This window comes from Streptomyces xanthophaeus (assembly GCF_000725805.1).
GTDB classification, from domain to species: Bacteria; Actinomycetota; Actinomycetes; order Streptomycetales; family Streptomycetaceae; genus Streptomyces; species Streptomyces xanthophaeus.
Genome location: NZ_JOFT01000046.1, coordinates 24,650 through 37,735 on the forward strand (window position 1 = coordinate 24,650; position 13,086 = coordinate 37,735).

The window sequence follows — 13,086 nt, forward strand, 5'->3', positions numbered from 1 at the left end:
CACCGCCGGGGTGTGGCGGCGTGGCCACCGCGTGGTCTGAGGCGCCGCGAAGAATCGGCTGCGAATCCAGGGTCCGTTCCTGAGTTACACGTGTAATCTCGTGCTGGGGACGCCGCTCTGGGGGGGATGCGGCGTACCGGCCCCGGGTGCGGCGGGAGTGCCCGGGGCCGGTGGGGTGCCCGGTCTGGAACCCCGCAGTCCCGGAGGGCGGTCCGCACGCCCCTTTTGAAGCGAAGCCCGGAGGAGAAATCGATGGCACACACCCCGGCGGCCCGGCCGCGCGTCCTTGCCGCCCCGGACGGCACCCCGTTCCGCGATCTCAACGGCAACGGCGTCATGGAGCCCTATGAAGACCCCCGGCTCCCGGTGGCCGAGCGGGTCGCGGACCTCCTGGCCCGCATGACGCTGGAGGAGAAGGCCGGCCTCCTCTTCCACACCATGATCACCATCAACCCCGACGGCTCCCTCGTGGAACCGGAGCCGGGCGCACCCGACGACGACCCCATGCGGGCCTCCACCTCCGCGATGGTCACCGGCAAGCTGATGAGCCACTTCAACCTGTTCGGGGCGGCGGCCCCGCGCCGCATGGCCGAGTGGAACAACCGCCTTCAGGACCTGGCCGCCACGACGCGCCTCGGGATCCCGGTGACCGTCTCCACGGACCCCCGCAACGGGTTCGTCGACAATCCCGCGGCGAGCGTGCACACCGAGGGGTTCTCCCTGTGGCCGGAACCCCCCGGCCTGGCCGCCGTGGACGACGAGGAACTCGTGCGCAGCCACGCCGACATCGTGCGTCAGGAGTACCTCGCGGTCGGCATCCGCCTCGCCCTGCACCCCACGGCGGACCTGGCCACCGAGCCCCGCTGGCCCCGCGTCCTCGGCACCTTCGGCTCCGATGCCGAAGTGGCCGCCCGCCTGGTCGCCGCGTACATCCGGGGGCTCCAGGGAGAGGTGCTCGGCAGAGACAGCGTCTCGGCGATGACGAAGCACTTCCCCGGCGCCGGACCGCAGCTGAACGGCGAGGACGCGCACTTCCCGTACGGACGCGAACAGGTCTACCCGGGCGGCAACTTCGACTACCACCTCATCCCCTTCGAAGCCGCCTTCGCCGCCGGCACCTCGCAGGTCATGCCGTACTACGCGATGCCCGTCGGCACGCCCTACGACGAAGTCGGCTTCGGCTTCAACAAGGGCGTCATCACCGGCCTGCTGCGCGAGAAGTACGGGTTCGACGGGATCATCTGCACCGACTGGGGCCTGGTCACCGACACGCAGATATTCGGGGGCCCCTTCCCCGCCCGTGCCTGGGGCGTGGAGCACCTGGACCGGCTCAGCCGGGTGGAGCTCGTCCTCGATGCCGGAGCCGACCAGCTCGGCGGTGAGGCGGCCCCCGATCTCATCGTGGAACTCGTCCGCTCCGGCCGGGTGACGGCCGAACGCATCGACAGCTCCGTCGCGCGGCTGCTGAGGGAGAAGTTCCTCCTCGGCCTCTTCGACGATCCGTACGTGGACCCCGACGGCGCCGCACGGATCTGCGGGAACCCGGAGTTCACCGCGGCCGGCCTCGCCGCGCAGAGCCGCTCGATCACCGTCCTCAAGGACCGTGCCGGCGACGCCGCGCACCCCCTGCTGCCGCTCGCTCCCGGGATCCGGATCTACACCGAAGGCGTCGACCCCGCTGTCGCGGCACGGTACGCGACCGTCGTGGAGACACCGCAGGAGGCCGATGTCGCCGTCCTGCGCATCGCGGCCCCGTACGACAAGGAGCGGACGACCGGCTTCGAATCCTTCTTCCGGGCGGGCCGCCTCGACTTCACCGAGGACGAGCTGCGGCCCGTGCTCGAAGTCGCTTCCGCCGTACCGGCCGTCGTCGACATCTTCCTGGACCGGGCGGCTGTCATACCCGAGATCGCGGAGCGGGCGGCAGCCCTCGTGGCCGACTTCGGCGCCTCGGACACCGCACTGCTGGATGTCCTCTTCGGCCGGGTGGCGGCCGAAGGACGGCTGCCCTTCGAGCTCCCCCGCTCGATGGAGAGCGTCGTCGCGGGGCAGGAGGACGTGCCCAACGACTCCGGGGACCCCCTCTTCCCCCACGGGCACGGCCTCCGCATCGGCTGACCGGGCCGGCTGACCGGACCGGCCGACCGGACCGGCCGACCACCCGGCTCCGCCGGGGGTGACCGCCGCACGGCGGCCACCCCCGGTCGGCGGCTCACGCCCAGCCCCTCGGTGACGCGTGTAACCTTGGAGGCGAAGCGGCCGCCGGGCCGCAAAAGCGAGCGAGGGGGGACGCCATGGCCGAAGAAAAGTCCGGCGCCGCCTCCATCACCAGTACGGACGTGGCCCGCCTCGCCGGGGTGTCCCGCGCCACCGTGTCCTTCGTACTGAACGACACCCAGGGCCACCGGGTCAGCGACGGCACCCGGGCCCGCGTGCTGGCCGCGGCCAAGGACCTCGGATACGTGCCGCACGCCGCCGCCCGCTCCCTGCGCGCCGGGCGCAGCGACCTGGTGCTGCTGCCGGCGTCGGTCTCCGCGATCGGCAGTCTGGTCAGTGGCTGGGTGGACGACCTGCAGAGCGAACTCGACCGCCACGGCTACACGACGGTGCTCCACACGGGCCGCTTCCCGGACGCTGCGAGCGCCGCGCGTGCGTGGGCGGAGCTGCGGCCCGCGGCGGTGCTGGCCATGAACGGGGACCGGCTCACCCCTGAGGCCGCCGGCGTCCTGCGCCGCGCCGGTGTGCGCGGGCTGCTCGCCGTCGCCGCCCGTCCCGTGGACGGGGTCCACACCGTCGCGTTCGACCACGGGCGCATCGGCGAGGTGGCCGTGGAGCACCTCATCGCCCGTGGACGCAGCAGGATCGGTGTGGTCATGCCGCGCGAGCGCGGCCTCGACGCCTTCGGTGCGCCGCGGCTGGCCGGGGCCCGGCGCGTCGCCGCCCGGCACATGGCCGTCGTCCGGCCGGTCGAGCTGGCCTACACGCGCGAGTCCGCCACGGACCTGGCCGCGCGCTGGGAGGACCTGGGCCTGGACGCCGTCTTCGCCTTCAACGACGAGTACGCCGCTCTCCTCATGCACGCCCTGCGCAGTGAGGGCGTGGCCGTCCCGGAAGAGGTCGCCGTGGTCGGCTGCGACGACCTCGTCCTCGCGGGTCTGCAGCAGCCGCCGCTCACGACGGTCCGCCTGCACCTGCCCGCGGCGGCAACGATCGCCGACACCCTCCACGCGCTGATCGAGCACGGTGCGGCGCCCGCGGTGCCGGGCGTGGAGGCGGAATTGGTGCACCGGTTGAGCTCCTGAGGAGCCCTCAGTCCCGGGAGGCGGCGCCCTCCCGGGCCAGAGCCCGCCGGAAGAGCCACCAGAGCAGCAGCGCGGTGCCGGCGCCGACCGAGGCGCCCGCCACGGTGTCGCTGAGCCAGTGGGCGTACAGCCAGGTGCGGCTCCACATCATGGCGACGGTGAACAGCGCCCCCGAGATCCACCATGCGCGCCGCCGCGCGGCCGGTACCAGGAGGGCGCCCACGATCACCACGATCAGCGCGGCCCCTGCGGCGTGCCCCGAGGGGAACGACCCGTGGTCGACCCGGACCAGGGGGTTCTCCGGGCGGGGCCGGTCCACCAGGTGCTTGATGACCTGCACGCAGGCCGTGCCGCCCAGCAGGTAGGCGGTCAGCAGGTAGGACAGTGACCACCAGCGCTTGCGCACGGTGAAGAAGATCAGCAGGCCGACGGGGACGACCACGCCCAAAGGGCCCCCGAACCAGTTCAAGGCGGCTGCCACGGCGGCGTAGGGGCCGTCGTGCGGACCCGTCATCAAGCCGAGCCAGCGCTCGTCGAGCCCCTGGAAGGGCGGGCTGCCGGGCTGCGCGTGGACGGCGATGCCCAGTGCCGAGGTGACCAGCAGGAAGAAGACTCCGAGCGGGAGTACGCCGCCTCGTGGGGGAGCCGGTGTGGGCCGGCGGTGCCTGGGAGGGGCCGGGGCGGACGGGGGAGCTACCCGGATACCGGACATGAGAGCCTCTCGCGGCCGCGGCGGTGCCGGCAGCCCGTATCTGTGTGTCGTGCGGGGACGTGCGGCGCGACAGGAGCGCCGGGGCAGATCCAGAAGTTCGCGGTTCGGGATTTTTGTCCGAAATGCTTGAACTTCCCTGGGGGCGGTGCCTAGCATGTTACACGTGTAACAACACGACGACGGCGACCGGACGGGTGGCGCCCCGGCGTCGGCGGGCGGGCCTGCGTGACGCGCTGTGAACAAAATCAATTATGCCGCGTCATTGACGGTCGCAAGATTAGCGCGATACTTGCTTCACTCTCCCCGCTGCCCCGAGATTGAGGTGCCGCCCCATGGAGCTCTCCCCGTCTGCTCATGTCGACACGTTCTGTCGTGATCGCCTCCCGCCCTTCGCCCTCTGGCCCGAACTCCACTTCGACCTGCCGGAGTTGGGCTATCCCGACCGGCTCAACTGCGCCCAGCGGCTACTCGACGACGCCGTCCGGCGTTGGGGGCCCGACCGGCCCTGCCTGCTCACTCCCACGGACCGCTGGACCTACGGCGACCTGCTGGAGCGCGCCAACCAGGTCGCCCAGGTGCTGACCGAGGACTTCGGCCTCGTCCCCGGCAACCGGGTGCTGCTGCGCGGCCCCAACAACCCTTGGCTCGTGGCCACATGGCTCGGCGTGCTGAAGGCCGGCGGTGTCGCCGTCACCACCATGCCGCTGCTGCGCGCCGGTGAGCTCGGGGAGCTCTACGGGATCAGCCGGCCGGCCGTGGCCGTGTGCGACCACCGCTACCTCGACGAACTCCCCGACACCGGCACTTCCGGCCCGGCCGTGCTGGCGTACGGAGGTCCGGGCGAGGAGGACCTGGTCGCGCGGTGTGCCGCGAAGGACGGGCGGTTCTCCACCGTCGCCACCGCGGCCGACGACGTGGCCCTGATCGCCTTCACCTCGGGGACGACCGGACGGCCGAAGGCGACCCTGCACTTCCACCGCGACGTCCTGGCCAACGCCGACACCTTCTCCCGCCACGTCCTGCAGCCCCGCCGGGACGACGTCTTCACCGGAACCCCGCCCCTGGCCTTCACCTTCGGGCTCGGGGGACTGGTGGTCTTCCCGCTCTCCGTGGGCGCGGCGACGCTGCTGATCGAACAGGCCGCGCCGCAGCAGCTGGCCGACCTCGTCGAGGAGCACGGGGTCACCGTGCTCTTCACGGCCCCCACCGCCTACCGGGCGATCATGGTGGCCGGTGCGGTGCACCAGCTGTCCGGCCTGCGCCGCTGCGTCTCCGCCGGCGAAGCGCTGCCCGCGGCGGTGTGGGAGGAGTTCCACGCCGCCACCGGGCTCGGCATCATCGACGGAATCGGCGCCACCGAGATGCTCCACGTGTTCATCTCGGCGTCCGACGCCGACATCCGCCCCGGTTCCACGGGCAGGCCCGTCCCCGGATACCGGGCCCGGGTGGTCGACGAGGCGGGCCGGCCCGTACCCGACGGGAAGCCCGGCCTCCTCGCGGTCACCGGCCCGACGGGCTGCCGGTACATGGAGGACCCGCGCCAGACGGTGTACGTCAGGAACGGCTGGAACATCACCGGCGACACCTACATCCGCGATGCCGACGGCTACTTCTGGTACGTGGCCCGGAGCGACGACATGATCGTCTCCTCCGGGTACAACATCGCCGGTCCCGAGGTCGAGAAGGCGCTCGTCACCCACCCCTACGTCGAGGAGTGCGGGGTCGTCGGAGCCCCGGACGAGCGGCGCGGGATGCTCGTCAAGGCGTACGTGGTCCTGCGCCCCGGTGTCGCGCCCGACGCGGCGACGGTCAAGGAACTCCAGGATCACGTCAAGCGGACCGTCGCGCCCTACAAGTACCCGCGCGCCGTCGAGTTCGTGACCGACCTCCCGCGCACGAGCAACGGAAAGCTCCAGCGCGCAGAGCTGCGCAAGCTCGCCCAGCACACCCCGTAGCACCCCTCCCCGGCACTCCTCCCCGGCTCCCGGGCGGCCCCCGTGCGGCCACACCCCCGTGCGGTCACCCCCAGCTGCCGAACGAAAGGCACGATCATGGACACATCCAGCCCGCGGCAGGCGGATCCCGCGGCCACGGACAGCTGCGCCGCAGGATGCCCCGAAGCCCTCGCGCAGAACCTGCCGAGCGTCGTCGTCGAGCGGCGCGTCGAATGGCCCGACACGGACGCGGCCGGCCACTACCACCACTCCACGGTGGTGCGCTGGGTCGAGGCGGCGGAGGCGGTCCTGCTGCGCAGGCTGGGCCTCGCCCACCTCTTCGGCAGCACCCCCCGCGTCCACTTCGAGGCCGACTACCGGGCCCGGCTGTGGTTCGGCGAGACCGTCCGCACCGAGCTGAAGGTCACCAAGGTCGGGGCCAGCTCCCTGCACTACGCCTTCACCGTCCACGGCGAGGGGGAGGAGCCCGCCGCCACCGGGCGCATGGTCATCGCCCACTCGGCCGCGCGCGCCAGCGGATCCACCGCCTGGCCCGATGACGTGCGGGAGGTCCTCACGAAGGCCGGTCCGCAGGCCCCCGAGCTCTTCGCGTGACCCGGGGCGACGAGGTACGCGCGCCGTGCCGGATGTGCCGGATTCTTGACGACCGCTAAATATGCAACATATTCTGTTTCCGGAACCACTAGGAGGAACACCGTGCGTGTAGCAGTCATCGGGGGAGGGCCCGGCGGGTTGTACTTCGCCGCCCTGGCCCAGCAGCTCTCACCGGAGTGGGAGATCACCGTCTGGGAGCGCAACGCCCGCGACGACGCGTTCGGCTTCGGCGTCGTCTTCTCCGACGAGACCCTGGACGGCATCGCGCAGGCCGACCCCGCCGTGTTCGCGGCGATGTCCGCGGAGTTCGCCCGGTGGAGCGACATCGACGTCCGCTACGGCGGCGACGTCCACGTATCCGGTGGTCACGGCTTCGCGGCCCTGGACCGCAACCGGCTGCGGGAGATCCTGCAGAAGCGCTGCGCGGACCTCGGGGTGGAGGTGCACTACGGCACCGAGGCGCCGCCCGTCGGGGAACTCTCCGCGGGCTACGACCTGGTGGTCGCCGCGGACGGCATCCGCTCCACGGCCCGCGAGACGTACGCGTCGAGCTTCCGCCCCGACCTGGACGAGCGTCACTGCCGCTACATGTGGCTGTCCACCGACCGCGTCTTCGAGGCGTTCACCTTCATCGTCGAGAGGCAGGACTTCGGCAGCATCCAGGTCCATGCCTATCCCTACGACGACAAGCGCAGCACGTTCATCGTGGAGATCGCGGAGGACGACTGGCGCCGGGCGGGCTTCGAAGTCCTCGCCGACCGGGAGTTCGCGCGCGGCGAGAGCGACGAGGCGAGCGTGCGGCGGTGCGAGGAGATCCTCGCCGAGCACCTCGACGGCCACCGCCTGATACCCAACGCCTCGAAGTGGATCCGCTTCACGACCGTCCGCAACGCCTCCTGGCGCCACGGCAACGTCGTCCTGCTCGGCGACGCCGCCCACACGGCCCACTTCTCCATCGGCTCCGGCACCAAGCTCGCCATGGAGGACGCGCTCGCGCTGGCCGCCTGCCTGCACGAACACTCCGACGTGACCTCGGCGCTCGCCGCGTACGAGACCGAGCGCCGGCCGGTCGTCGAATCCACCCAGCGGGCCGCCCAGGCCAGCCTCGAATGGTTCGAGAACATCGGCCGTTACACGGATCAGGAGCCGCCGCAGTTCGCCTTCAACCTCCTCACCCGCAGCCGCCGCGTCACCTACGACAACCTGCGCGTGCGCGACGAGGAGTTCACCACCGCCGTCAACGCCTCCTCGCCCGTGCCGCCCATGTTCCGCCCCTTCCGGATCGGCGGGCTGCTCCTGCGCAACCGGGTCGTGGTACCGCCCACCGCCCTGTACACCGCACGCGAGGGAGTCCCCGGCGACTTCGACCTCGTCCACCTGAGCACCCAGGCCCTCGGCGGCAGCGGCCTCGTACTCGCCGGAATGACGGCCGTCAGCGCCGGCGGGCGCGCCACCACCAGCTGCCCCGGCCTGTACACCGACGAACACGAGGCCGCCTGGCGCCACATCACCGACTTCGTCCACGGCCGGCCCGACACCTGCCTGGGCATCCAGCTCACCCATGCCGGCCGCCGCGCGGCGCCCCACGCCGACGGGCCGCCGATCGCCGCCTCCCCGCTGGCGTGGGACGAGCGGAGCCCGGTGCCGCGCGAGGCGACCCGCGCCGACATGGACACCCTCGTACGGGACTTCGTGCGCGCGGCCCAGCGAGCCGACCGGGCCGGATTCGATGCCGTCGAACTCCAGTACGGCCACGGCCACTTGATGTCCGGGTTCCTGTCCCCGCTGACCAACCACCGCACCGACGCCTACGGTGGCAGCCTGGCCGGCCGGCTGCGCTTCCCCCTGGAAGTGCTGCGCGCCGTACGGGCGGTGTGGCCGGCCGGCAAGGCGCTGATCGTCCGGATCTCGGCCGCCGACTGGGCGGAGGGCGGCCTGACCGAGGCCGACGCGGTCGGGATCGCCCGCGCGCTCGCCGAGGCGGGAGCCGACGCCATCGACGTCTCCACCGGCGAGGTCGTCGCCCATGAGCGGCCCGCGTACGGGCGCAGCTACCAGACCCCGTACGCGGACCTGATCCGCAACGCCACGGACGTCCCCACCATCGCCGTCGGCGCGATCTCCACCTACGACGACGTGAATTCGATCATCCTGGCCGGCCGGGCCGACCTGTGCGCCGTCGGCCGTGCGCAGCTGCACGACCCCCTGTGGACCCTGCACGCCGCCGCGGCCCAGGGCTACAGCGGCCCGGCGGCGCCGTGGCCCGCCTCCTGGCGGGCGGGCAGCGGTCGCCCGCCCGGTGCGCGCACCGACCGGGTCGCGCCGCGGCTCCAGCTCCTGCGCGAGGCGTCCGCCCCGGTGCACCAGCGCTGGATCCCTCGCCTTCCCGCTGCCGCGACCGCAGCCGTATCCGCCTGCTGACCTGGAGGACCGATGGACAATCTGCCACGCTTCACCGCCGCGGCCGTGCAGGCGGCCCCCGTGTACCTGGACGCCGCGGCGACCGTGGAGAAGACGGTCGCCCTCATCGCGGAGGCGGCGGCCGGCGGCGCCGAACTGGTGGTCTTCCCCGAGGTGTTCGTCCCCGGCTACCCGTACTGGAACTGGACGATGAACCCGGTCCAGGGCTCGCCCTGGTTCGAGCGCCTCTACCGCTCGGCCATCGACGTGCCCGGCCCGTACGTCGACCAACTGTGCGCGGCCGCCCGCCAGTACGGGATCGTCCTCGTCATCGGCGTCAACGAACGGGGCCCGCACAGCCTCGGCGTCCTCTACAACACCCTGCTCACCATCGGCCCCGACGGCGTACTCCTCGGCGTCCACCGCAAGCTCGTGCCGACCTGGGCCGAGAAGCTGACCTGGACCGGCGGTGACGGCAGCTCGCTGAAGGTCCACCCCACACCGGTCGGCCCGCTGGGCGCCCTCGCCTGCGGGGAGAACACCAACACCCTGGCCCGCTTCACCCTCCTCGCACAGGGCGAACTGGTCCACGCCTCCTGCTACATCGCCCTGCCGGTGGCACCCGCCGACTACGACATGGCGGACGCCATCGCGGTCCGCACCGCCGCCCACAGCTTCGAGGGCAAGGTCTTCTCCGTCGTGGCCTGCTCCACCATCTCCCCGGAGATCGTGGACGCCGTCGCGGGCGACGACGAGGACGTGCGCCGCATGCTCGCCCGCCCCCGCAGCGCCCTCTCCGGCATCTTCGGCCCCGACGGGCGGCCCGTCACCGAGCCGCTGATCGACACCGAGGGCATCGTGTACGCCGAGATCGACCTGGCCAGGTGCATCCAGCCCAAGCAGATGCACGACATCGTCGGCCACTACAACCGCTTCGACGTCTTCCAGCTCCACGTCGACAACCGCCCGCAGGCCCCGGTGACCTTCGCGACGGACCCGCCGCCGCCCCCGTCGCCCTTCTCGCTCGCCCCATCCCCTTCCTCTCGAACCGACACCGGAACCGACACCGACACCACAGGCATCACGAAGGAGGACGCATGACCACCGAGTACGACGACAGCCGACTGGGCCGAGCCCGGGTGTCCGACTCGCCCGAACTCACCGCGTTCTACGGCGAACTCGCCCAGCTCGAAGCCGGCGCGCTGTGGACCGTGGCCAACGACATCGAGCCCTGGTACCCGCAGCCGAAGTCCGTACCCGTCCTGTGGCGCTACAGCGAACTGCGGCCGCTGGTCCGCAAGGCCCTCGACCTGGTCAAGGCCGACGACGCCGGCCGCCGCGTCGTGATGCTCGTCAACCCCGGCCGCAAGGACGTCAGCGCCGCCGTGGGACTCCTCTACACCGGCCTGCAGATCATGGGCCCCGGTGAGGCGATGACCGCCCACCGCCACCAGGCGGCCGCGCTGCGCTTCGTCCATGAGGGCACCGGCGCCTGGACGATCGTCGACGGGCAGAAGCTGCGGGTCGGCCCCGGCGACTTCGCGATCACCCCCAACGGCACCTGGCACGAGCACGGCAACGAGGCCGACGACGCCCCCGTCATCTGGCAGGACGGCCTCGACATCCCGCTCGTCAACGCCCTGGACGCCGGGTTCTACGAGGTCCACCCCGAGCTGTACCAGACCCCGGGAAAGGTCATCAACTCCTCCGTGCTCACCTACGGTGCGAACCTGCTGCCGTACGGCGTGGAGAAGTGGACCCGCCCGTACTCGCCGCTGCTCGCCTTCCCCTGGGAGCCCACCTACGCGGCCCTGCAGGGCCTCGCCAAGGCCACCGAGGGTTCCCCGTACGACGGCGTCATAGCCGAGTACACCAACCCGGTCACCGGCGGCTCCGTCATGCCGACCATGGGCGCCCACATGCAGCTCCTGCGCCCCGGCCAGGCCACCCGGGCGCACCGCCACACCGGATCGGTGATCTACACCGCGGCCAAGGGGCGCGGTGTCTCGGTGATCGCCGGACAGCGCTTCGAGTGGCAGCAGGGCGACATGTTCTGCGTGCCCTCCTGGGCCTGGCACGAACACCGCAACCTCGACGAGTCCGAGGACGCCTGCCTGTTCTCCTTCAACGACTTCCCCGTCATGCGCTCGCTCGGCTTCCACCGCGAAGAGGCGTACACCGACAACGGCGGGCACCAGCCCACCGCCTGAACCGCTCCGCCGCCCCGGACGCCGCCGGCCCTGACACCGGCGCCGGTGCGGCGGAGCACCGCCCCTCCCCTTCGCACCGTCCCCGTGCGCACCTTTCCCCTCGAACGCTAGGAGCCCCCATGCGGCTGGTCAGCTACACCCTCAACGACGCCCCCGTACGTCTCGGGGCGCAGGTCGACGACCTCGTGGTCGACCTCGCCACCCTGGCCGATCAGGCCGGCGTGGAACTGCCCCTGGACCTGCTCTCCTTCATCCTGGCCGGCGCCGCCGCCCAGGACACCGCGCGCGGCCTGCTGGCCGCCGGACCCGCGGCCTGGCCCGCAGAGGCCGTGCACCCGATGGAGACCGTCTCCCTGCGCGCCCCGCTGCGCCCCGGCAAGATCATCGGGGTCGGGCTGAACTACGTCGAGCACGTGGAGGAGTCCAGCCGCAGCCTGGACACCGACAAGGAGCGGCCCACGCGCCCCGTGCTCTTCAGCAAGCCCGCCACCGCCGTCACCGGCCCCGGCGCACCCATCCTGCACAACGCCGACCTCACCACCCAGCTGGACTGGGAGTGCGAACTCGCCGTCGTCATCGGCCGCACCGCCTTCCGCGTGAGCGAGGAGGACGCGTACGACCACATCTTCGGCTTCAGCATCGTCAACGACATCAGCGCCCGCGACCAGCGCCGCTCCGGCCAGTGGTTCTTCTCCAAGGGCCAGGACTCCTACGCCCCCTTCGGCCCCGCGGTCGTCACGGCCGACGCCATACCGGACCCGATGGACCTCGACCTCTCGCTGCGCGTCAACGGCGTCACCAAGCAGAAGTCGAACACCCGCCACATGCTCTTCCCCATCGCCCGCCTCATCGCCGACATCTCCTCCGGCGTCACCCTGGAGCCCGGGGACGTCATCGCCACCGGATCGCCCGCGGGCGTCGGCGCCGGCATGGTCCCGCCCGAGTTCCTGCACCCCGGTGACACCGTCGAGGCCACCGTCGAAGGCATCGGCACCCTGACCAACCCCGTCGTCGACGCCCGCTGAGGAGCGACATGTCCCCCCGCACCCCCCGTACCTACCGCATCGGCCAGATCGTGCCGAGCTCCAACGTCACCATGGAGACCGAGGTCCCCGCGATCCTGCGCGCCCGGGAGACCGTCGCGCCGGAACGCTTCACCTTCCACTCCAGCCGGATGCGGATGACCCACGTCACCCCGGAACAGCTCAGGGCCATGGACGCCGACTCGGACCGCTGCGCCGTCGAGCTCTCCGACGCACACGTGGACGTCCTGGGCTACGCCTGCCTGGTGGCCATCATGAGCATGGGGCTCGGCTACCACCGCACCTCAGAGGAACGCCTGCACGTCCGCACCGTGGAGAACGGCGCCCCCGCCCCCGTCGTCACCAGCGCCGGAGCCCTCGTGCACGGGCTGCACACCCTCAAGGCGAAGAAGATCGCCCTGATCGCCCCGTACATGCGCCCGCTGACGAGGACCGTCGTCGACTACCTCACCCACGAGGGCATCGAGGTGCTCGACTACCAGGCGCTGGAGATCCCCGACAACCTCGAAGTCGCCGCACACGACCCCGCACGCCTCCCCGGCCTCGCCCAGGCCCTCGACCACGCCGACGCCGATGCCTTCGTGCTCTCCGCCTGCGTCCAGATGCCCTCACTGGGCGCCATCGAGGAAGCCGAACAGCTCCTCGGCAAGCCCGTCGTCTCGGCCGCCGTGTGCACCGCCCACCAGATGCTGCGCGCCCTGGACCTCCCGGCCGTGGCCCCCGGCGCGGGCCACCTCCTGTCCGGCGCCTACGCGCAGTCGCCGCCGGTGCGGCAGTCGCCCACCGCGCCGTGACGCCGCCGCGCCGCCCCGTCGTCGGCCGTCCGGCCCGCCGTGACCTGGACCTGGACGGTGTCCCGTCCGCCGGGCT

General features: G+C 72.0%; 10 protein-coding genes. 9 read left to right on the forward strand and 1 reads right to left on the reverse strand.

What is annotated here, in order from left to right; translation table 11 throughout:
* The first annotated feature begins 252 nt into the window (after positions 1–252).
* The gene (locus IO30_RS0125260; protein ID WP_308443086.1) at positions 253–2,118 is read left to right on the forward strand and encodes a glycoside hydrolase family 3 N-terminal domain-containing protein; all 1,866 of its coding nucleotides are present in this window, start codon (positions 253–255) and stop codon (positions 2,116–2,118) included.
* A 176-nt stretch (positions 2,119–2,294) separates the two neighbouring features.
* Positions 2,295–3,302 (forward strand): LacI family DNA-binding transcriptional regulator, encoded by a 1,008-nt coding sequence (locus IO30_RS0125265; protein ID WP_031146452.1) that lies wholly within the window; start codon positions 2,295–2,297, stop codon positions 3,300–3,302.
* Positions 3,303–3,309: 7 nt separating this feature from the next.
* Here IO30_RS0125265 and IO30_RS0125270 read toward each other — a convergent pair whose 3' ends face one another.
* Positions 3,310–4,014, reverse strand: coding sequence for a phosphatase PAP2 family protein (locus tag IO30_RS0125270; RefSeq protein ID WP_031146454.1), 705 nt, complete (start codon positions 4,012–4,014; stop codon positions 3,310–3,312).
* Positions 4,015–4,346: 332 nt separating this feature from the next.
* Here IO30_RS0125270 and IO30_RS0125275 point away from each other — a divergent pair, with 332 nt between their 5' ends.
* The 7 genes from IO30_RS0125275 to IO30_RS0125305 all read left to right on the forward strand — a co-directional run bounded on the left by IO30_RS0125275 (position 4,347) and on the right by IO30_RS0125305 (position 13,010).
* Positions 4,347–5,969, forward strand: a complete 1,623-nt coding sequence (locus IO30_RS0125275; RefSeq protein WP_031146456.1) for an AMP-binding protein — start codon at positions 4,347–4,349, stop codon at positions 5,967–5,969.
* 96 nt (positions 5,970–6,065) lie between these two features.
* On the forward strand, positions 6,066–6,563 hold the full coding sequence (locus tag IO30_RS0125280; RefSeq protein ID WP_031146458.1) for an acyl-CoA thioesterase: 498 nt from the start codon (positions 6,066–6,068) through the stop codon (positions 6,561–6,563).
* Between the two features lie 102 nt (positions 6,564–6,665).
* The gene (locus IO30_RS0125285) at positions 6,666–8,984 is read left to right on the forward strand and encodes an oxidoreductase (protein WP_031146460.1); all 2,319 of its coding nucleotides are present in this window, start codon (positions 6,666–6,668) and stop codon (positions 8,982–8,984) included.
* A 12-nt stretch (positions 8,985–8,996) separates the two neighbouring features.
* A complete protein-coding gene (locus IO30_RS0125290; RefSeq protein WP_051902573.1) occupies positions 8,997–10,064 on the forward strand; it encodes a carbon-nitrogen hydrolase family protein in 1,068 nt (355 codons plus the stop codon).
* The gene (locus tag IO30_RS0125295; protein WP_031146463.1) at positions 10,061–11,173 is read left to right on the forward strand and encodes a cupin domain-containing protein; all 1,113 of its coding nucleotides are present in this window, start codon (positions 10,061–10,063) and stop codon (positions 11,171–11,173) included. The genes IO30_RS0125290 and IO30_RS0125295 overlap by 4 nt, the downstream gene beginning before the upstream one ends.
* A 119-nt stretch (positions 11,174–11,292) precedes the next feature.
* Entirely contained in the window at positions 11,293–12,198 is a 906-nt protein-coding gene (locus IO30_RS0125300) for a fumarylacetoacetate hydrolase family protein (protein WP_031146465.1), read from the forward strand.
* 8 nt (positions 12,199–12,206) lie between these two features.
* Complete coding sequence (locus tag IO30_RS0125305; RefSeq protein ID WP_031146467.1) at positions 12,207–13,010, forward strand: maleate cis-trans isomerase family protein; 804 nt, start codon at positions 12,207–12,209, stop codon at positions 13,008–13,010.
* Positions 13,011–13,086 lie beyond the last annotated feature (76 nt).

Excerpts from the sequence above, each read along its gene's own strand:
- IO30_RS0125270 (WP_031146454.1), bottom strand. The coding sequence starts at position 4,014 with ATGTCCGGTATCCGGGTAGCTCCCCCGTCCGCCCCGGCCCCTCCCAGG.
- IO30_RS0125265 (WP_031146452.1), top strand. The coding sequence starts at position 2,295 with ATGGCCGAAGAAAAGTCCGGCGCCGCCTCCATCACCAGTACGGACGTG.
- IO30_RS0125280 (WP_031146458.1), top strand. The coding sequence starts at position 6,066 with ATGGACACATCCAGCCCGCGGCAGGCGGATCCCGCGGCCACGGACAGC.
- IO30_RS0125290 (WP_051902573.1), top strand. The coding sequence starts at position 8,997 with ATGGACAATCTGCCACGCTTCACCGCCGCGGCCGTGCAGGCGGCCCCC.
- IO30_RS0125305 (WP_031146467.1), top strand. The coding sequence starts at position 12,207 with ATGTCCCCCCGCACCCCCCGTACCTACCGCATCGGCCAGATCGTGCCG.
- IO30_RS0125295 (WP_031146463.1), top strand. The coding sequence starts at position 10,061 with ATGACCACCGAGTACGACGACAGCCGACTGGGCCGAGCCCGGGTGTCC.
- IO30_RS0125275 (WP_031146456.1), top strand. The coding sequence starts at position 4,347 with ATGGAGCTCTCCCCGTCTGCTCATGTCGACACGTTCTGTCGTGATCGC.
- IO30_RS0125260 (WP_308443086.1), top strand. The coding sequence starts at position 253 with ATGGCACACACCCCGGCGGCCCGGCCGCGCGTCCTTGCCGCCCCGGAC.
- IO30_RS0125300 (WP_031146465.1), top strand. The coding sequence starts at position 11,293 with ATGCGGCTGGTCAGCTACACCCTCAACGACGCCCCCGTACGTCTCGGG.